Annotated in this window: 16 protein-coding genes; 4 read left to right on the plus strand and 12 right to left on the minus strand. The window is 38.8% G+C overall.

Features of this window, described 5'->3' with window-relative positions; translation table 11 throughout:
- Positions 1–27: 27 nt before the first annotated feature.
- The 10 genes from AC27GZ_RS11775 to murJ all read right to left on the minus strand — a co-directional run bounded on the left by AC27GZ_RS11775 (position 28) and on the right by murJ (position 14,127).
- On the minus strand, positions 28–3,726 hold the full coding sequence (locus tag AC27GZ_RS11775) for a pilus assembly protein (protein WP_487095290.1): 3,699 nt from the start codon (positions 3,724–3,726) through the stop codon (positions 28–30).
- A 46-nt stretch (positions 3,727–3,772) separates the two neighbouring features.
- Positions 3,773–4,294 (minus strand): PilX N-terminal domain-containing pilus assembly protein, encoded by a 522-nt coding sequence (locus AC27GZ_RS11780; protein WP_487095291.1) that lies wholly within the window; start codon positions 4,292–4,294, stop codon positions 3,773–3,775.
- Positions 4,288–5,283 (minus strand): PilW family protein, encoded by a 996-nt coding sequence (locus tag AC27GZ_RS11785; RefSeq protein ID WP_487095293.1) that lies wholly within the window; start codon positions 5,281–5,283, stop codon positions 4,288–4,290. The genes AC27GZ_RS11780 and AC27GZ_RS11785 overlap by 7 nt, the downstream gene beginning before the upstream one ends.
- Positions 5,284–5,321: 38 nt before the next feature.
- Positions 5,322–5,870 carry a type IV pilus modification protein PilV gene (gene pilV, locus AC27GZ_RS11790; RefSeq protein WP_487095294.1) on the minus strand — a complete coding sequence of 183 codons (549 nt, stop codon included), beginning with the start codon at positions 5,868–5,870 and terminating at the stop codon, positions 5,322–5,324.
- A gap of 677 nt (positions 5,871–6,547) precedes the next feature.
- Positions 6,548–7,477, minus strand: a complete 930-nt coding sequence (gene ispH / locus AC27GZ_RS11795; RefSeq protein WP_487095296.1) for a 4-hydroxy-3-methylbut-2-enyl diphosphate reductase — start codon at positions 7,475–7,477, stop codon at positions 6,548–6,550.
- A gap of 63 nt (positions 7,478–7,540) precedes the next feature.
- The gene (gene fkpB, locus AC27GZ_RS11800; RefSeq protein WP_487095298.1) at positions 7,541–7,978 is read right to left on the minus strand and encodes an FKBP-type peptidyl-prolyl cis-trans isomerase; all 438 of its coding nucleotides are present in this window, start codon (positions 7,976–7,978) and stop codon (positions 7,541–7,543) included.
- The gene (gene lspA / locus AC27GZ_RS11805; RefSeq protein WP_487095300.1) at positions 7,978–8,493 is read right to left on the minus strand and encodes a signal peptidase II; all 516 of its coding nucleotides are present in this window, start codon (positions 8,491–8,493) and stop codon (positions 7,978–7,980) included. Before lspA ends, fkpB begins: the two co-directional genes overlap by 1 nt.
- Entirely contained in the window at positions 8,486–11,344 is a 2,859-nt protein-coding gene (ileS, locus tag AC27GZ_RS11810) for an isoleucine--tRNA ligase (protein ID WP_487095301.1), read from the minus strand. Before ileS ends, lspA begins: the two co-directional genes overlap by 8 nt.
- A gap of 60 nt (positions 11,345–11,404) precedes the next feature.
- Complete coding sequence (gene ribF / locus AC27GZ_RS11815; RefSeq protein WP_487095303.1) at positions 11,405–12,331, minus strand: bifunctional riboflavin kinase/FAD synthetase; 927 nt, start codon at positions 12,329–12,331, stop codon at positions 11,405–11,407.
- Positions 12,332–12,528: 197 nt separating this feature from the next.
- A complete protein-coding gene (gene murJ, locus AC27GZ_RS11820; protein ID WP_487095305.1) occupies positions 12,529–14,127 on the minus strand; it encodes a murein biosynthesis integral membrane protein MurJ in 1,599 nt (532 codons plus the stop codon).
- 272 nt (positions 14,128–14,399) lie between these two features.
- On the opposite strand from murJ, the gene rpsT reads away from it, so the two are divergent.
- The 3 genes from rpsT to AC27GZ_RS11835 all read left to right on the plus strand — a co-directional run bounded on the left by rpsT (position 14,400) and on the right by AC27GZ_RS11835 (position 18,304).
- A complete protein-coding gene (rpsT, locus tag AC27GZ_RS11825; RefSeq protein ID WP_487052279.1) occupies positions 14,400–14,660 on the plus strand; it encodes a 30S ribosomal protein S20 in 261 nt (86 codons plus the stop codon).
- A gap of 184 nt (positions 14,661–14,844) precedes the next feature.
- Positions 14,845–16,560 (plus strand): dipeptidyl-peptidase 3 family protein, encoded by a 1,716-nt coding sequence (locus AC27GZ_RS11830; RefSeq protein WP_487095307.1) that lies wholly within the window; start codon positions 14,845–14,847, stop codon positions 16,558–16,560.
- Between the two features lie 136 nt (positions 16,561–16,696).
- A complete protein-coding gene (locus tag AC27GZ_RS11835) occupies positions 16,697–18,304 on the plus strand; it encodes a GMC family oxidoreductase (protein WP_487095309.1) in 1,608 nt (535 codons plus the stop codon).
- A 93-nt stretch (positions 18,305–18,397) separates the two neighbouring features.
- Here AC27GZ_RS11835 and AC27GZ_RS11840 read toward each other — a convergent pair whose 3' ends face one another.
- Together AC27GZ_RS11840 and AC27GZ_RS11845 are read right to left on the minus strand one after the other, a co-directional pair.
- Positions 18,398–20,194 (minus strand): acyl-CoA dehydrogenase C-terminal domain-containing protein, encoded by a 1,797-nt coding sequence (locus AC27GZ_RS11840; RefSeq protein ID WP_487095311.1) that lies wholly within the window; start codon positions 20,192–20,194, stop codon positions 18,398–18,400.
- Between the two features lie 196 nt (positions 20,195–20,390).
- Positions 20,391–20,816, minus strand: coding sequence for a DUF3010 family protein (locus AC27GZ_RS11845; protein ID WP_487095313.1), 426 nt, complete (start codon positions 20,814–20,816; stop codon positions 20,391–20,393).
- 132 nt (positions 20,817–20,948) lie between these two features.
- On the opposite strand from AC27GZ_RS11845, the gene AC27GZ_RS11850 reads away from it, so the two are divergent.
- Positions 20,949–21,674 (plus strand): SDR family NAD(P)-dependent oxidoreductase, encoded by a 726-nt coding sequence (locus AC27GZ_RS11850; protein WP_487095845.1) that lies wholly within the window; start codon positions 20,949–20,951, stop codon positions 21,672–21,674.
- Positions 21,675–21,682: the final 8 nt, after the last annotated feature.

Below are 21,682 nucleotides of genomic sequence, written 5' to 3' on the forward strand. Positions count from 1 at the left end.
CTATTAAACTTATTGCTTTCACACATACTAATTATCTTCAGTTACGTACAAATAAGTACGCATAGTTTTTAACGAGAAATCGACCGGAATAATCTCATCTCCAACGATAATATCGCCTAACGCATCCGATTTAGAATCATTTGGATCCTCAGGCAATACGATTAATGTCGGTGCGCCAAGCAGTTCACTATTTATCTCAATGAAGCGAGGATCATCATTACGTACGTTTTCAACAATTTTATGCTTCTTAAAGCCTAATGCTAAATCAACCGCTAATAACGAGCCAACACCAGATGGTGGCTTACACCCTTCTAGATCAGCAGCAAATGCTGGTGGTGTATATGTCGTAAAATAGGCTACACCATTTATCGCTAACGCTTCAGCAGAGGCTTTTTCACCACTTCTTGGCAAGTCTATATACCAACCTGACTTAGCACTGACTGCTAGCTGTAAGGTGTCTAACTCTTGTGTCGTCATGCTCGCCATATCTTCAAATGGATCATTACTATAATCATACAAATCCGTTTTATATATGGTATCAGGTGTAGGCGGCGTGGTTGACTCACTAAACGTTTGAGACTTTATATATTCATCTTTGATCATAAATACTGTATCTTGCGTATCTTGACCTAGCGGGTTAGACCTGTCACCACTACCAATAAGAATGGCATCATAAGGGACTTCTTGATGAACACTAATAGTTTGTGTCACCCCATTTTCATCAACAATTTGTGTTTCAACCGTTTCTGAAATAAATGTTCTAACTATGGATGGCTCATAAAAGAAGCGTCTATCATTTAAGTTATCAGTACCACCTAAACTGGCTAATTTAAATACTGAGAAGTCGGCAATATTATCTTCTGGCATATCTACCCGCCAAACATTACCGCCCGTATCACCTACATATATACGATCGGTTAAACCGTTACCACTACTATCAAGTAAGGCTATACCTGCAGGAATAGAATCTGTGCCAGCAAAAGTAGTATCGCCACCTGACGGTGCCATACTCCACAATAATTTACCGGTTTTTGCATCAAGCATATACACTGCATTGCCTTTAGTGTCAGCCGTTCCTGGGCCCGTTTTGTCTTTATTAGTATCATATCCACCACCAATAAAAATCACTGGGCTAGCCACATTGCCAGAAGTGTTTAGTTTTGAATAACCTATTTTGGGTTTAGACCAAGACTGACCTAATAAACTAAAACCTGCAGTAGCATTATCAATTTTCCACATGAGTTTAGGTGCAACATCTGGGTTACTAATATCTAAAGCATAATAAGAGCTGCCACCTCGACGTAACCCAAAAAATATCCAAGCAGTATCACTACCATTTATGGTGCCATCGCCATCAATATCATTTAAAAGAACGGTTATTTCACCATCTATTCCATATACCTTATCCGCTGAAGAGTAGTTATCACGTAATGCTTTAATATTACTAACAAACTCTTTTGGCATAAAAGCCCAGTTTTCTTTTACTGTATCGCCACTATCTTCAAACATATGTAAGGCACCAGCATTAGTGCCAACAATAATTCGAATACTGCTACCATAATTCACTACTAGTGGTTTTGAATGTAAAGGATCACCAAAAACATCGCTGCGCATATCTGTGGCGCTATCGTCATCATCTTCTTTATCGACATCCATGCCTCTAGCCCAATTGATCATTAAATCAATTTCACTACTTTCAATGTCGTTGCCATCAGCATCAGTAGCACCTGCAACGCCAAGCTCAGCAGCCAAACCAGCCTGATCAGTAAATGCCGCTTCCAAATTAGTGCGATTATAAGTGATAAGATCATTACCATTACCATTATCTAAATATAAGGTTCTATCACTTACTTCTTTTGAACTATACCAAGAAGCAACACCACCTTTTGCAACCGTATCACCATCAATACTTGGTGACCAATAACTGGTAACCGTAGAGCAAAAGGTTCTCACGCCATCGGCATCTTCACAAATAGCTTGCACACCACCTATACCAGTAAGTTCACCATTAACGGCTTTATATTTCTTTAAATTGCCTTGCCAGCGAGGGCTATTTTGAGGATCAAACATTGCATAATAAACAGAGTCAAGAGTTTGGGTTCTATCAAAGTTATTCGCAGCAACAGAAGCAGAGGTTAAGGTATCATTACCCGGCTCAAAACCACCTAAAATCTTAATTAAGGCTTCAGTTAAATCTAAGCCATCTTGAGCGTAAATAAAGTCACCTTGACCGCGTGAAGCAGTTTCTTCTAATAACGCTATTGCATCATCAGCACCTGTACTAAATGCGATAGTATGAGTTCTAACTGTTTGAATGCCTTCCAAGTTTGGATTAATGTCAAAATTACTCATCCAAGAAGCAAGTGCAGGTAGGTAACTATTACTACCATCATCTGTATATACATCATTATTAAAGCCATCGATGCCTTCATCTGTAAAGGAAACATCAATCATGACAGGATTGCCACTTTCATCAAAAACAGGGTAAAAAGCATCTGTCTCAGCATCATATTCTGTTTTTTGAATTTTAGAGCTTAAACTGGTAATTTTAGCATCTGCGCCATGATCATTTGTTGGTTCACCATCGGTAATTAAAATGACATGCGATACACTACTCGCACAATTACTAAAAGGAGAAATGTAATTGCTACCTGATTCTACGTCTTCATCCCTGGGTGGTGTGTTTTTAACGTAGCTTGTACCACGACGACTTCGTACAGTGATATCATCATCACCAAAATCAACAGCACCGCCAGAAAAATACTGATTCGCTTCATACAGTGACTCACATAAAGGTGTCCATGTTTCAGGCGTGAGTTCATCATTAATAACGTCAAGTAAAGTGGCTTTATTCGCTGCGGTCATTTCTCTTATGCCAATAGCTATACGACCACCGTTACCATCATCAGAAGCGTCACCTTGATTGTAATTAAAGACTTCTAGGCCAAAATCGACAGACGGGGTAGTATTGATTACACCTGTGATACTTTTTTGCGCAGTTTCCATTCGAGTTTCAGTAACATCTGTCACATTTTGTCTATGATACCAACGTAAATAATTAGCTGTATATAAAGTAACATAGCTACCGGATGCCCAGTCAATATTAGTACTTTCAACATCTGTAGAGTGATATACAGGATTTTGCTTAGTACCTTCGCCATCTACTGGGTAACCAGCATCAAGTCCATCAGCATTAACGGTAGTCCCAACATTAACTACATTACCTGCACTATCTTTGATATAAGCATCATCTTCACAATCTATAACTTCAATATTCAAACCATTATTTTCTGGCATTTCAGTCCACGAACCACTATTGCCTTTATAGGTATATTCTCTAAGGTGACCAGTATAGAAGCCATATTCATCTAGCAAAGCTTTAGAAGTTTCACAACTATTTATAGCGGCCAAAAAGCGCCTAGCATCACTAGGGCTATCAGGAATGGTTGAGCTTCCATCAGCAGTGCCCACTTTGAAGTAGGTTGCAGCATCTAAATAGGCATGCGAACTCCCCTCTGCAGGATAAGTAACAGAAGGATCGTAAGAATCGGCAACAGTGTGAGTGGTACCCATACTGCCTGAGTTATCAAAAATAATCAGTACTTTCGTACTCTTTCCTGATTCTCTCACAACATCACTAACATACAATTCTATGTCTTCTGCAAAAGAAGAAGATACTGTAAATATTAATAGTGTTAATAACGTTACTGTAATAAATTTTTTCATGATAAACCCCAAATTTACAATCTCTTAGCACATTAAAATGAATATTCTACTTTAATAAGTGCTGGGCGATGCCTGAATTAACTTCCACCGTACTCGTTTTATTACGGCCATACTTTCGGTTAATTTGTATTGCCAAAACATTACAGGTAAAAACCTGTGCCGAAGAAGCAGACCTTGAATGGGGGCAATCTGCTTCAAGTTGAAACTGGTTATTGGCAAGATCAAGCGTTGCCGCATTAATATCACCACTTTTATTAGTATTAGTTAAATCTGCAAGAATATTTTTTGCGCCATCTTTAAACGTAGCAACTGGCTTAGCAAAACCATTATTGCCTGTACCACCTGTAACTTGTTTAAAGATATATTCATCTACTGCACTAACGGCTTCTTGATCCGCAACTAGTTTTTCTTCACTCGCACCAGACATTTTCATATCTGTGGTCGTATTTTGCATTAATGCAGAAGCAACTGCAGTTAAGGCAATTAAAAAAACTAAAGAGACGACTAAAACCACCCCTTGTTGTTTCTTAATTTTCCCAATCTGACAAAATTTATTCACACTTACCATGAGTCAACCCTCGCATTATACAAAGTCACCGTTGAGCTAAATAACAAACGCCTGAAATTATCATTAAACTCAACTGACAAGTCACCTAGTTGGTAGGTGTTATTATTGGTGTACTTACTGTCTGGCATGGCACTACGCGCTAAAACAAATATCTTAACGGCTATAATTCTGGTGCCACCGGCGTTATCCCATAAGGCAGTCATATCATCTGCAGGAATAAAAGCATCAACTTGCCCATAACCTGCCGCCTCAGGATCAGTATCTGCATCATAGCCATACATGAATCGAATCATCTCAATGCCATCAATAATAGGAGAAAAAGACATTTGCGTGGTTAATTGACCTTGCATCAAAACCGGCACAGTAACATTTCCTTGTGTTTCTTCCCTAACATAATAAACATGATGCTGATATTGCCAAACTCTACCATTTTCAACCGTAGGCACAGCCCCACTGCCAAATAAAGTACCCGAGTTAGTATTGGTGATTAAATGGTAATTCCCCGCAGGGGCTACCGTTACTGGCGTACCATCAGCTTGAACTAGCTCTGAGGTGACAACTCTTTTCAATTGGATCAAATCAGAGCCAAGCTTTGCATCATCAAAACAGCCCATAGGGTCGTTACTTGTTACTGTCTCTCCCCATAAAGTGCGGAAGTTCCCTACCGCTAAAGGAAAAGAAGCGTTATTTACTCCTCCACCATTACAATCATTACCTGGGGCTCCCAATGCGTGGCTAATACTTGAAAGGTCAATACTGCCAGTATAATCTCCCCAAAAATCTTGTTTAGAAATATCATCGGTGAGTACACTCATCGCAAAACGACCATTTTCTTGAAGCTCACCAAAACCTGTCGTTTCACTCGTTGTTGTACGCATACCCACAAAAATACTTAACACACCAGCAAATATCACCAAGCCGATAGCTAAAGCAACAAAAACTTCTAGTAAACTAAACCCTTGCTGATGATTACGATTTATTACATTCATGAAATACTTTTTCTCACAATTTTAGTTGAAGTACAGCACTAATAGATAAATGCTTCCACAAGCACTTGTCTTCGGTTATCACCCGTACTACCACAGTTTTCAGTACTACCATTGACTAAACTTTCTCTTCCTTGCCAAGTGATAACAACAGTAACAGCATTATTGACCACACTAATACATGCTCTAGAGTCAACTAATCCACCGGCATTATTATTACCATTTTTTACATCAGCGCCCATTAACGCCGCTTCCCATTCGTACTTATCATTATCTGACAACTCTATTGCGGTACAAAGACCACCACTTGTTTTACAACGATTACTTGGTAATGCGTTTAATGTCGCGCCATAATCTGTACCAGCATAATTTGCTAACGCGTCAGCATCATTACTACGCATTCTTTCTATAATATCTTGCGCCAAACTTGATGCTAATGATCTCTGCATCGCATCAAAGCTGCCTTTTTTAGCTGTAGCCTGCATAGCGACAGCACCCAGAATACCTGTAACCATGATCACCAAAGCGACCAGTACTTCAATAAAAGTCATACCATGTTGCTTAGAAAAGCTGCTTTTACGTTTATTCATGGATGTTTACCTTGCGCATTAGTCTTAGTATTAATTGTTAAATATGAATATGTCATCGAATCTTGAGCCTGTAACAAAACAGATAAAACAACATTACCACCTTGTAAGTGGCGCATAGCCAACACAAGTGATAAGTATAAATTTAGGGGGGCATTGTTTGAAATTTTTTTTAACACGTTAGCGTTCTTGATTACGCAACTTAGTAACAATAAACTATTTTTGAACGCAAGAAAAGCTTGAGTCGATTTTGCCTTCGCTTCAGACTCAAAAAAGAAACCATATGTGTTAAATATCACCTGTGTGAACTGCATTAACCCATACCTTATTGCTGTCCATAAAAATGTCCGTAAACTTGTCCCTGTACCTGAACCAAACGCGATTAGCTAACTCTTGTAAGGTGATGATAACGACTTAAAAAATAATAATGGGTAACAATTTTACTTATTTAGTTAATCACTTTAACCCTGATATAAGCAGTTAAAATAACTAAAATAGCAAAGTTATAATTGTACAGCTACCACAAAAGTTATTTTATTGAAACTAAGTACAATAAAACCAACAAATTAACTTAAAACTGCATTGCCTGACTATAATTAATAGTAAAATCTACAAGTAAAAGTTTCCTACTTTTCTCTTGAAGAAACAACCAAAACGGTTAAATTATAGACACTTTAAGACTAGCGCAATTCTGCTGGTACTGCAAATACAATGTTTTCTTCACGGCCAGGGTATTCATTAACTTCATGACCTCCCAAGCTTTTTAATGTCTCAATAACTTGCTTAACTAAAATAGCTGGAGCAGATGCCCCCGCAGTAACGCCAATTTTATTAACGTTATCAAGCCAATTATTATCAATATCATCTGAGGTATCAATAAGGTAAGAGGTTGTGCCTATTTTCTCAGACACTTCTCTTAATCTATTAGAATTTGAACTATTTTTAGCGCCTACAACCAATAACAAGTCTACTTGGCTCGCAATTGCACGAACCGCATCTTGACGATTTTGTGTAGCATAACAAATATCATCTTTTCGTGGCCCTTCAATATGTGGGAATTTCGCTTGTAGGGCATCAATAACATCTGAAGTATCATCGACAGACAATGTAGTTTGACTACAAAAATACAGTTTTTCTGAGTTTTTAACTTCCAGTTTTGCGACATCAGCTACAGATTCAACCAAATAGATGCCCGCTGAATCACTATCATATTGCCCCATAGTACCTTCAACTTCGGGATGGCCAGCATGGCCAATAAGTACACATTCAATATTTTTACGACTAACACGAGCTACTTCCATATGTACTTTAGTCACTAATGGACAAGTGGCATCGAATACTTTTAAATCTCGTTGTTTAGCTTCATTGCGAACTGCCTTAGATACGCCATGAGCACTAAAAATAACCGTACTGTCATCAGGTACTTCAATAAGCTCTTCAACAAAAATTGCGCCGCGCTCTTTCAGGCCATCAACAACAAATTTGTTATGTACCACTTCATGACGCACATAGATAGGTGCGCCAAATAAGTCTAAAGCTCTATCAACAATACTTATTGCTCGGTCTACACCAGCACAAAAGCCGCGAGGGTTTGCTAAAATAATTTCCATAGATTTCTCGTCGTAAGCGAAGTTCACACTTCAATTTTAATATCAGCGCGATTAAAGCCTCGCCTATAAAATTTCAACTAAATCGATAACAAATGTTACTGCTTGCCCTGCTAAAGGGTGGTTAAAATCAACAGTCACTGAGTTGCCACTTACCTCTTTAATCATACCGGGCAATTCACCGCCAGGTTGAGTGAAGGTAATTATATTTCCTACTTTCGCAGGCACATCTGCTGAAAACTTATCAATATCCATGTAATGGATATTGTCAGGGTTAGATTCACCAAAAGCATCAATCGCTTCAAGGGTAAACTCTTTACTTTCCCCTTCTGCAAGACCTAATAACTGTGCTTCAAATGCAGCAGAAATGCTTTGATCACCCATAATGATTTTAGCAGGTTTATTATGAACTTTAGTACTATCAGCAGCAGAGCCATCACTTAACTTCATGGTGATATGCACTAAAATACTAGAGTCTGGTTGAATAGTTTTATTTGCTGTCATTATTTCTCATCTCTTTTAATATCTGCATCATTGCTTTCTTCTGCAATAAAAGACTCTAATATCATCAATGCTGCGCCAATAAAAATCATCGAATCTGCCACATTGAAAGCAGGAAAATGGCTGCCGGACCAATGAAAGTCAATGAAGTCAATCACATAACCAAAAAGAGCTCTGTCAATTAAATTTCCCATTGCGCCACTTAACATTAAAGCAAAAGCAATACTTATCAAGGTTTGAGATTTAGGCGTTTTGGCAAGCCAAACAATAAAAACAATGCTAGCGATAGTTGCAATAGCGGTAAAAAACCAACGCTGCCACCCGCCTTGATCCGCTAAGAAACTAAATGCGGCACCTGGGTTATGTACATAAGTAATATTAAATATTGGCAGTACATTAATAGATTCATACAAGTTAAATGAACCTGCTACCCAATGCTTTGTTACTTGATCAACAACTAAGCATAGGAGCGTCAGCCAAAGCCAACGCAAACCTGTTTCAGTGAATAGTTTAGGCATATTTTCTTTGCTCACCGTCACCATCTACATTGGTCACACAACGACCACAAAGTAATGGATGAGATTCATCACTACCCACATCTTCAGTTACATGCCAGCAGCGGTCACATTTTTCGCCGTTTGCCGGTGCAACACTTAACCATAATCCTTCAACATCAGTAGCGTCTGCATTGTCTGGAAGCGAACTTGAATCAGCAACCACTTCAATACTTGCTTTTGAGGTAATTAATACAAAGCGTAATTCTTCACCTAAAGAAGAAAGTTTTCCAGCTAAATCAGCAGTCGCATACAAAGTCACTTGAGCTTCAAGCGCTTTACCCACCACTTTATCTTTACGAGCAAGTTCTAATGCACGGTTAACCTCAGTGCGCACTAATAAAATCTCACTCCAGTAATCATTATCTAATTCCGCCTCTTCAGGCATAGTTGCTAAACTATCAAACCAAACGCCCGTGAATACAAATTCATCACGCTCGCCTGAAGCAGGTGTTGGTAATGCTTGCCAAATTTCTTGAGCAGTGAAAGACAAAATAGGTGCCATCCATGCGGTCATCGCTTCCGCAATTAAGTACATCGCCGTTTGACAAGAGCGACGCGCATTAGAGTCAGATTTAGCTGTGTATTGTCTATCTTTGATGATATCTAAATAGAAGCCACCAAGCTCTGTAGTACAGAAGTTCATTAACTTATGTACTACCACGTGAAACTCATACTCGTTATACGCTTTGATGATCTCTTCTTGTAAATGGGCCGCTTTATCGACAACCCAACGATCTAAAGCTACCATATCTTCAAAAGCAACAGAGTGCTGTGCTGGCTCAAAACCATTTAAGTTTGCAAGTAAGAAGCGTGAAGTATTACGAATACGGCGATAAGCATCGGCTTGACGCTTAAAGATTTCATCCGAGACAGTAATTTCTTGTGTGTAGTTAACAGACGCTGTCCATAAACGTAAGATATCTGCACCTAAAGTTTTAGTGATACTTGATGGTGTTACCACATTGCCTAATGACTTAGACATTTTATGACCATTAACATCAACGGTAAAACCGTGAGTAAGCACTTGCTTATACGGAGCTTTACCTGTCATGGCAACAGACGACATCATTGAAGACATAAACCAACCACGGTGCTGATCTGAGCCTTCAAGATATAAATCAGCAATGCCATCAAACTCTTCTCTGGCATTTATCACTGAGTAATGCGTGGTACCAGAATCAAACCATACATCAAGTGTATCAGGCACTTTAATAAAGTCCGCTGCATCATCACCAAGCAGTTCACTGGCATCCAAATCAAACCAGGCTTGAATACCTTCTTTCTCAACACGCTTGGCAACATCTTCAATTAACTCGATGCTACGTGGATGCAATGCACCAGTATCTTTATGAATAAATAAGGCAATTGGCACACCCCAAGTACGCTGACGTGAAATACACCAGTCTGGGCGACCTTCTACCATTTTTTCAATTCGGCTTTGACCCCAGTCTGGAATCCATTGTGTTTGCTCAATTTCTTTGAGTGAATCACTACGTAAATCTTGCTTATCCATCGCGATAAACCATTGTGGTGTCGCACGGAAAATAATTGGTGTTTTATGACGCCAGCAATGAGGGTAAGAATGCTCAAACGCATGATGATGCATCAAAGCACCTTTTTCTTGAAGTACTTCTACAACACTCGCATTGGCTTTAAAAACATGCTGCCCAGCAAATAATGGCGTATCTTCAAGGTAAACACCATTAGCGCCAACCGGGTTTGCTACTTCTAAATCGTATTCTTTACCGACAACAAAATCATCAACACCATGACCAGGCGCTGTATGAACACAACCTGTACCAGAATCAGTAGTAACATGTTCACCTAAAATAGCTGGTACGGTAATGTCATAGAATGGGTGCTGTAATTGAACGTGCTCTAACGCCGCTCCCTTACAAAAACCTAAGGCATGATATTTTTCTATGCCAAATCTATCCATACAGGCAGACACAAGATCTGAAGCAAGAATTAAACGTAATTTCCCTTCTTCCCCATTGGGTAAAGTATCACATTGTACTAAGGTGTATTCCACTTCAGGGTTGAGAGAAACTGCGCGGTTTGCTGGTAACGTCCACGGGGTAGTGGTCCATATGACCATACCAATTTGACCTGTACCCACATGACCTTCAGGGTGTGAAAATTTATCAGCAACACTGTCATCAATCACATCGAACTTAACATCAATTGCTGGCGAGTGTTTATCTTTATACTCTACTTCGGCTTCAGCTAATGCTGAGCCACAATCTGTACACCAATGTACTGGTTTAAAACCTTGTTGCAAATGACCGTTTTCAGCGATTTTGCCTAAAGCACGGATAATGTTTGCTTCAGTATTAAAATCCATCGTTAAATACGGTTTTTCCCAATCGGCAAAAATACCTAAACGTTTGAAGTCTTCACGTTGGCCATCAACTTGCTTTATCGCATAATCACGACATTTTTCACGAAACTGCGCTGCCGTCACTTTATGACCCGGCTTACCTACTTTTTTCTCAACCATTAATTCAATCGGTAAACCATGACAATCCCAACCCGGTACGTAAGGAGAGTTAAAATCTGACAAGGTTTTGGATTTAACGATTATATCTTTTAGTATTTTATTAACCGCATGACCTAGGTGAATATTACCATTAGCGTATGGAGGGCCATCATGCAAAATAAATGATTTTTTACCTTTTTTCGCTGCACGAATTTTTCCGTACAAATCTTTAGCAGCCCAATCTTTGAGCATGTTAGGTTCACGGTTTGCCATATTACCTTTCATCGCAAACGATGTAGCTGGCAAGTTTAAGGTTTGTTTATAATCACTCATTTAAATCATTATCCGGTTATTTAAATATTTCAAATAGTTAGGTTACTAACCTAACCAAAATTACTTATTGTTTAATACGTGTTTTGCTTGTTCACTATCTATCTTAATTTGCGCCGTTAATGCCGCTAAATCATCAAACTTCATAACTTGACGAAGCTTCTTAATAATGATGACTTCAATACATTGACCATAAAGGTCATTATTAAAATCAAAAATATGTACTTCTAATTGTTGCCTAACACCTTTAACGGTAGGTCTTGCACCGATATTAGCGACACCATCATAACTGCCTAAAATAGTTTTTACCCTAACGGCAAAAACACCACTTAAAGGTGAATTTCGTCTTTTTAATAACACATTTGCAGTGGGGAAACCTAATTTCCTACCGCGCTTATCACCATGAAATACCTTACCAATAATTGAATAAGGTCTACCCAACATGTTTTGTGCGTCGGTTAAGTTATCTTGTTCAAGCGCCTGCCTAATAGCAGTACTACTCACCCTGCAATTTTCCATTTTGCAACTGGCTGTATCTGTAACATCAAAACCAAAGGTTTTCCCTGCTGCTGATAACATGGAAAAATCACCTACCCGATTTTTACCAAAATGAAAATCATCACCAACAATTAAATGCTTAATACCTAGCTTCTTTACTAGTAAATCTTCAATAAATTGCTCTGCACTTTGACTAGCAAATTTAACGGTAAAATTAACACAAATTAGGCGCTGTACACCTAACTCAGCTAAAAGTGCATATTTATCACGTAAACGACACAACCTTGCTGGCGCTTTATCGGGCGCAAACAATTCTTGTGGTTGCGGCTCAAACACCAACACGGCAGGAACACAATTGAGTGCCTTAGCCTTAGCAACGAGTGACGAAATTACCCGTTGATGCCCTTTGTGAACACCGTCAAAATTACCAATAGTTAACACGCAGCCGTGATCTTCTGGTCGAATATTATGTATTCCACGGACAAACTGCATTGCTAATTACACTACCTATTACCAGTCAAAAAATTAAGGGATTACACGCGCGAATATCTTTGTTCTGCTGGCTAATTATCTATTCCAGCAACTAACTCGTTTAAGCGCAAAAACCTATCTTCAAACTGTTATCAAAATAAATCGCCGAATTATATATTAAAGAGCAATAATAATCAGTACTTCGGCCATTTTTATTTTTAGCTTTTTACTTTAAAGTCTCGAAGGCGAACACCGAGTAAGAAGATTGTTAAAAAGTAACTCAAACAACCTGCGCTAATACATATAATTAACTGTACAATTTGCTCAACAAAACTTAGAGAGAGCCAAACATTAAACTCATAAGATAATTGATACACAACAAGGGCCATAACACCTGCCGCTAAAACAAGCTTGCTGATAAAAATCTTTGTCGCCTTGGATAAGTGATACACTTCAATGGCTTTTAACCCTCTATATAGCATCCAAGCATTTAAGGTCGCCGACAGTGTTGTCGCTATCGCTAAACCGACATAACCAAAAAAAGGCGCTAACATTAAGTTAAAAGCCATATTAGCCACCATAGCTTTAATGCCTATTTTCACCGGCGTTTTGGTATCTTGCCTTGCATAATAGCCCGGCGCTAATACCTTGATAAACATAAAACTTAACAAACCAGAAAGGTAAGCAAATAGTGCCATTGAAACTTGAAGAACATCAGTTTGGCTAAACTCTCCGCGCATAAAAAGCACCATAATAATAGGTTGAGCTAACACCATCAGCCCAGCTAAAGCTGGCCAACCAAACAAGCTAATTACTTTGATGCCCCAATCAAGCGTATCACTAAATTGTTGAGAGTTATTTTTACTGTGCAATTTAGATAGGCTAGGCAATACTACCGTGGCAATACCAATGCCAAATAAACCAAGTGGAAACTCCAATAATCTATCAGCATAATAAAGCCAGCTAATTGAGCCCGTTATTAAAAAACTAGCAATTAAGGTATCAAGCAATAAGTTAATTTGAGTGACAGATACCCCAAATAATGCTGGCACAATTAATTTTCGAATTTTAGTCACACCATGACTTTTCCATGCCCAACGTGGTTTAACTAATACACCTGCTTTATATAAAAAAGGTATTTGAAACAAAAACTGAATTAAACCACCTAAAAATACTCCCCACGCTAAGGCATAAGCAGGACTTTGCGTATATTGCGCGCCATAGACGGCCATTAATATAATGGCAATATTGAGTAGTACAGGTGTAAAAGCAGCGACAGCAAAACGCCCTAGCGTATTTAAAATAGCGCCAGCAAGGGCGGTAAAACTGATAAACCACAAGTAAGGAAAGGTGATTTTTAATAAACTCGCCGCTAGTTCAAACTTTTCACCACCTATGCTATCAGCACCATTGTTTAGCCAATCAACAAACCAACCACCACCAAATAATATAACAAAGATTGGTGAAGCCAACATGCCAAATAAGGTAACTAGGGTAATAATGACACCTAATGTTCCTGAAACTTGAGCAATTAAATGGCGAGTTTCATCTAATATGATCGCTTGATTTTGTTCTGCATTTTCTTCATCTTTAGTGTGATATTCGCTCAATACCGGCACAAATGCTTGTGCAAATGCCCCTTCTGCAAAAAGCCGCCTAAAAAAGTTGGGGATTTTATTCGCAAACAAAAATACATCTGCCATGATGCCCGCACCCATGACATTAGCAATAACGACATCACGTACTAAGCCTAATACACGAGAGATCAAAGTCATAACACTAACAATAAGCCCTGACTTAATTAACTTTTTACTCAAAAATACATCCCTCGATAACTCAGGTAATAAAATAAACAACAAATAAAGCGTATTATGTAATGATTTTGCCTACATAAACAATGTATACTTGTCACGTTCACAACATATTTGGTTTGCTGCTCAAATTAAATGGCGCCAACAAGATTCTTTACGATTGCCTTCTAGAATTTTTTACTAAATAGCAATTAAAACATTTGACAAGCAGCTTAAAAACAGGCATATTTCGTCGCCTTAAATTTAAGCTTATATTTTACATACTTTAGGAGTTCACCTTGGCTAACTCAAAGCAAGCTAAGAAGCGCGCAGTACAATCTGAAAAGCGCCGTCAAAACAATGCAAGTCGTCGCTCAATGATGCGTACTTTAGTTAAAAAAGTACTAGCAGCTATTGAAGCAGGTGACAAAGAAGTAGCAACAAAAGAATTAGCTGCTGCTACACCAATTTTAGACCGTTACGCAACTAAAGGTCTAATTCATAAAAACAAAGCAGCTCGTAGTAAGAGCCGTTTAAATGCTGCTATCCAAGCACTTTAAGTTTTTATGAAACTTTACCTTTTAGGTAAATAAAAAAGCCGACTTATGTCGGTTTTTTTATGCCTGAAAATCACAAAACAATAAAGTTTACACTCAAACAACACTTTTCTTAAGTCACTCTATTGCACTTACATATAAAATTTTCTAGTCTCTAAGCACTTAATTTATTGGAATGCTTTGAACTATGCGAAACCTACAAAAACTGCAGAATATAAAACAACTCACCAAAATTTCCTTCGCTATTATACTGGCGACAACTATCACCGCATGTAATAGCGAAAAGCAGCTAAGTTCAACAACTAGCACAGGTAAAACAGCAATAACTACAGAAACGCCTCCAGCTCTAATACCAGAATTTAAAAACCGATTAGATATCTATAAAGAAGTCACACTTTCTGCAGACCTTAGCCATTTGTCTGATAAGCAAAAGCAAATGCTCTCATTATTAATCGACGCTTCTACCATTATGGATGATCTTTTTTGGAAACAAGCCTTCCCCTATGATAAAAAAGCTTTTTTAGCTGCCATTAAAAATGAGCAAGTCCGTCGCTTCGCAGAAATCAATTATGGCCCTTGGGATAGACTCAACGGTGATAAACTCTTCTTAACCGAAAATATTGCTAAAGCACACGGTGCTCAGTTTTACCCTAGCGATATGACCAAAGCAGAATTTGAAAATGCTTCTCTTGTCGATAAAGAGGGTTTGTATTCAGTAATCAGTCGTGATGATGAAGGACAACTAATCTCCATCGCCTATTCTGAAATATACAGTGATGAAGTAAACCGTGCAGCGGCAATTTTAGAAAAAGCAGCCACTTTTGCCGAGGATAAAGAGTTTGCTAATTACCTAAAAATGCGTGCTGAAGCATTACGTACGGATGAATATCAAGCGTCTGATTTCGCTTGGATGGACATGAAAAACAACCCTATTGATGTTGTTATCGGTCCCATTGAAACCTATGAAGATCAACTTTATGGCTATCGTGCCGCTTTTGAATCTTATGTATTAATTAAAGATTTATCTTGGAGTGAAAAACTCGCCAAGTACGCTCAATACTTACCCGAGCTGCAAAAAGAATTACCCGTTGCTAAAAAATATAAAGCAGAAGTACCTGGCTCTGATGCGGATTTAAATGCTTATGATGTTATTTATTACGCCGGTCACTCAAACGCTGGCAGTAAAACCATCGCTATAAATTTACCTAACGACGAAGAAGTTCAACTACAAAAAGGCACTCGACGTTTACAACTTAAAAACGCCATGCGTGCTAAGTTTGATGCCATTATGCTGCCTATCGCTGAAACCTTAATCGTACCAGAGCAGCGTCAAAACGTAACTTTTACAGGCTTCTTCGCAAACACCATGTTTCATGAAGTTGCTCACGGATTAGGTATTAAAAATACCATAAATAACAAAGGCACCGTTCGCCAATCTCTAAAAGAGCACGCCAGTGCGTTAGAAGAAGGCAAAGCCGATATATTAGGTTTGTATATGGTACGCCAACTTCTTGAAAAAGGCGCTATTGATGAAGGAAAGTTAGCCGATTATTACACCACGTTTATGGCTGGCATATTCCGTTCAGTGCGTTTTGGTGCAAGTTCAGCTCACGGTAAAGCTAATATGGTTCGCTTTAATTACTTCCAAGAAAGTGGCGCTTTTAGCCGAAATGAGCAAGGATTATATCGCGTAAATATGGAAAAAATGACCGCAGCAATTGACTCACTTTCTAAGTTAATACTTACCTTACAAGGTAATGGTGATTACCAAGGTGTAGATGAGTTAGTCGCTAGCAAAGGCTTAATTAGTGAGACATTAGCTGCTGATTTAGCCCGTTTAGAAGCTGCCAACATCCCGGTAGATATTGTCTTCAAACAAGGTAAAAATGTTTTAGGGTTATAAAAACAACCTATCAAACTTAAACTTAGGTAAAGCTTATCAATGCATTTTGATAAGCTTTTTTATTGTCCGCTTGAAAAGACGCTATAGATACTCCATAGTGGTCTGACCTACTAATAAACAAAGATAAAAATACGCTATGAATAAGTTTGATTTCATCATTATTGGCGGTGGCTCTGCAGGTTGTGTTTTAGCAGATAAACTATCAGCCTGTGGTCATTATCACGTTTGTTTATTAGAAGCGGGCCCAAAAGATACACACTGGAGCATTCATATGCCCATAGGTGTTATCGAATTAATGAAAGATAAAGTGCTTAATTGGCAATTTAACTCCGCCCCAGAAACCGCACAAAACAATAGGCAAATTTTCAATCCTCGCGGTAGAACCTTAGGTGGAAGCAGTGCCGTGAATGCTATGCTTTATGTGCGCGGACAAAAAGAAGATTATGATCACTGGGCGGAGCTTGGCAATGAAGGCTGGTCATTTGATGACGTTTTACCTTACTTTAAAAGTACCCAACATCAAGAGCGTGGAGAAAGTGAACTACATGGCATCAATGGCCCACTCAATGTTGCAGACTCTCGTTCCAAACCGCCTATTTGTGACGATTTCATTCTTGCTGCGCAACAAGCAGGCTTTCCATTCAATGATGACTTTAATAGTGAAAATCAAGAAGGGGTTGGTTATTACCAAGTTACCCAGATAAACGGCCAACGATGTAGCGCCGCCAAGGCTTTTTTAACGCCCAATTTACATCGAACGAATCTCACTGTCATCACGGATGCACACGTACAAAAAATCCTTGTTGATGAGCACAAAACAGCAACAGGTGTTCGTTATAAAATAAAAGGGCAATGCCATGACATTTTTGCCAATAAAGAAGTATTGCTTAGTGCAGGTGCTTTTAATTCTCCTCAATTATTAATGCTTTCAGGCATTGGCCCTAAAGATGAATTAGCTAAGCATGATATTCCTTTGGTGCATGAGCTAAACGGCGTTGGTAAAAACCTTCAAGATCACCCTGACACTGTCGTAGTTACTTACCATAATCGCGATGATTTACTGGCCATAAGACCGAAAGCAATGGGCTGGTTATTCACACAAGCACTAAAGTATTTTAAAAGAAAACGCTCAGGAATTTTAACTTCAGTGGTAGCAGAAGCGGGCGGTTTTGTGAAATCAACAGCGAGTAAAACAAGGCCTGATTTACAATTACATTTTATTCCTGCCGCCTTTGATGATCATGGCCGAGATTTAAAAATGTTACTCAACTATGGCATCTCAATTCATACCTGCTTATTGCGTCCGAAAAGCCGTGGCAGCGTTACTTTATATAGCAATAACGCTAGCGCCCACCCCAAAATCACCTTAAATATGTTAGCCGATGAAGCGGATCAAAAAACAATGATTGAGGCGGTTAAAGTTGCCCGCTCAATTTTATCTCAACCCCCATTATCAGAAAATAATGGCGAAGAAATTTTCCCTGGTAAAAACACACAAACCGATGAAGAAATCCTTGAATTTTTGAAGAACAAAGCGAATACCATTTATCACCCAGTTGGTACCTGTAAAATGGGCAATGATGAGTTAGCAGTTGTCGATAATCATTTGCAAGTTCACGGTATCAAGCGTTTACGCGTCATAGATGCTTCCATTATGCCAACCCTGATCAGTGGTAACACCAACGCCCCCACAATCATGATCGCCGCGAAAATTGCTGATAACATTTTAGCAAAGTACCAATAACGCATACTTTAAAGCAAAATAATAACAATAAAAAAAGGAGCCATCGGCTCCTCTTTAAATGAGTTATATTTTTAGCGCTTTAGCGATACGACACTAAAAAGCAAAATCATCAGCAGCAAGTTCCATCATGGATTCGGCGCCATTTTCAACACACGCCGCATGCCCATTTGCCCGAGGTAAAATACGCTTAAAGTAAAAGCGAGCTGTTTTGATTTTAGCTTGATAAAAAGTCGCATCGCCCTCACCTGCCGCTAATTTATCTTGTGCCACCTTAGCCATCTTCGCCCAAAAATATGCCAACGTTAAGTAACCAGAGTACATAAGATAATCAACTGAAGCAGCTCCTATTTCGTCAGGATTTTGCATAGCTTTTAAACCGATGCTTTGAGTCATCTTCTGCCAGTCACCGCCAAAGGTCATGATAGGTTGAATAAATTCTTGCATCGCTTCATTATCGGCATTCGCGACACAAAAGCCCGTCACTTCTGCGCCAAAAGGTTTTAAAATTTCCCCTTTAGAGCCAAGGATTTTACGTGCTAATAAATCCAATGCTTGAATTCCGGTTGTGCCCTCATATAAACAGCTAATTTTGGTATCACGCATTAACTGCTCCATGCCCCACTCTTTGATGAAACCATGACCACCAAACACTTGAACACCATGACTAGTGCACTCTAAGCCTAGCTCAGTTAAAAAAGCTTTCGCAATAGGTGTTAATAACGCGAGTTTTGATTCAGTTGCCGCTTTTTCCGCTTCATCAGTGCTAGCGTGACCAATATCTACCAATTGTGCTAAATAGGCCACCAGTGCTCGGCCACCTTCGGCAATAGATTTTTGCGTTAATAACATGCGGCGAACATCAGGGTGAACGATAATAGGATCTGCCGGGCCATCAGGGTTTTTAACGCCGGTTAATGAACGCATTTGCAATCTGTCTTTTGCATAAGCTAATGCCCCTTGAAAAGAAGCTTCAGCAGCAGCTACACCTTCAGTTGCAACCCCTAATCTTGCCGCGTTCATAAAGGTGAACATGCAATTTAAACCACGATTAACTTCACCAATTAAATAACCTTTAGCGCCATCAAAGTTAATCACACAAGTAGCATTGGCATTGATACCCATTTTATGTTCGATTGAACCACAACTTACTGCATTTCTATCAACGATTTCACCGTTATCAGCGACATTAAATTTAGGCACAATAAATAATGAAATCCCCTTACTTCCTTCAGGAGAACCCGGAATTCTGGCAATAACAATGTGAACAATATTGTCAGATAAATCATGCTCGCCTGCGGAGATAAATATTTTTGTTCCAGTTAAGGAGTAACTACCATCATCATTTGGCTCAGCTTTAGTACGTAACATACCCAAATCAGTACCACAATGAGGCTCCGTTAAACACATGGTACCCGTCCAACTACCTTCCACTAATTTAGGCATGAAGATGGATTTTTGAAGCGCACTCCCATGCTCCTCAATAGTAGCCAATGCGCCATGGCTTAACCCCGGATACATAGCAAAGCTGTGATTAGCGCCAGAGAATAGTTCTGAAATGGCAGTATTTAAAGAATGAGGCAAACCTTGACCACCAAAATCTACATTTTGAGCTAACGTTGGCCAGCCACCTTCTACATATTGTTGATAGGCTTCTTTAAAACCATCAGGTGTCGTTACTTCACCCTCGTTCCATGTACAACCTTGTTCATCACCAATTTGATTAATAGGCGCAATCACTTGCTCAGTAAATTTTGCTGCCTCAGCAATGATGGCATCAACCATATCAATACTTGCATCTTCATAGCCTAGTTTTTGATAGTGACTTTCACAATCAAGTAGCTCTTGCATAACAAATTTAATATCTCTAATCGGCGATTTATATTCAGGCATTGCTCTCTCCAATAACTTTTCTAAGGTTTAGTCGTGACCAAATCAACTGGTCGGACTTCAAACATGCGTTTGATTAAATCATGTTATTAAATTTTTAGCAAAGAAAATTTAATTGGTATTACTTAGCAATAAATTTTTCTACTAGCAAAAAAAAAAGCCACTCATAATGAGTGGCTTGTTGTTAACTCGCTAAAGCTTATTTAGTTTCTAAATAAGCAAATACTGTACTAAAAGCTTGCTCTTGATACTGCTTTAAACCCGTATCTCGAAAATCGATATCTATTTGGCTCTTGGCTAATTCTTTTTTAATAAAACTCGCTGATAAAATTTCTACATTTAAGTTTTGTATGAGCTGAATAGCAGCCTCAAGTTTAAAGCCAACAGGGCCGCCTGCAAATTTACCTTTTAGTGCTCGGCCTTTAATAAGCACATGAGTCACACCGTAATCTTCCATAAGTTTAGCGAAAGTAAATTGAAATTTTTGTACTTGTTCAGCATCACCTGCATTATCTAAACTTACTTTTTGAACACGTGTATGAGGAATATCATACAAGTTATTTTCTTTCGACATAATACAAATAATTGCATCATTACCTTTTATTTCAACACCACATGCTTTCATGGAAAACTCTCAATAAACTTAATTAATTGCAGTATAACGAAATAATAGCCAGAAGAAAATGGAACTCGCTGGGTGATAGCGGTATGATTTACGCTAAATAGCTAACAGAAAAGAAATATTTACGTGGCAACAATGAAGAAAGTTTGCATTATTACCGGCGGTAGTTCAGGCATTGGTTTAAGTATCATGGCGTTATTTTTAAAAAATAATTACAAGGTGTTTAACTTAGATTTAACCCCCTCTTCGCTAGGCGAGTTCCGCCAATGTGACGTAACCAACACACAACAAGTGACTGATATAATTAACAGCATAAGTCAGCAATATATTATTGATGTTTTAGTATCAAATGCAGGCATTCACTTTTCAGCCACGATAGAAAACACCTCTGAAGCGGATTTCGACAAGGTATTTAATATCAATGTTAAAGGCGCTTATGCTGCCGTAAAAGCTGTTTTACCTAACATGAAAGCAAACAAAAATGGCGCGATAATTCTGATGTCATCTGATCAGGCGCTTGTTGCTAAACGAAATTCATTTGCCTACAACCTAAGTAAAACCGCATTAGCTTCTATCGCAAAAACGACAGCTTTAGATTATGCCGCTTTTAATATTAGAGCCAATGCCGTTTGCCCAGGCACTATCGAAACACCTTTATATCATCAAGCAATTGATAATTACTGCAATAAATCCGGAGAAGACAAAGCACAAGTCCATCAAGAAGAAGCGCGTTTACAGCCGCTAAATCGCTTAGGACAACCTGATGAAGTGGCTGAGTTGGTTTTATTTCTCGCCAGTGAAAAAGCCACATTCATTACCGGCAGCTTACAAGTTATTGATGGTGGCTATACCGCGCAATAAAGGTAAGT

The organism is Colwellia sp. SU-HH00943 (assembly GCF_057546125.1).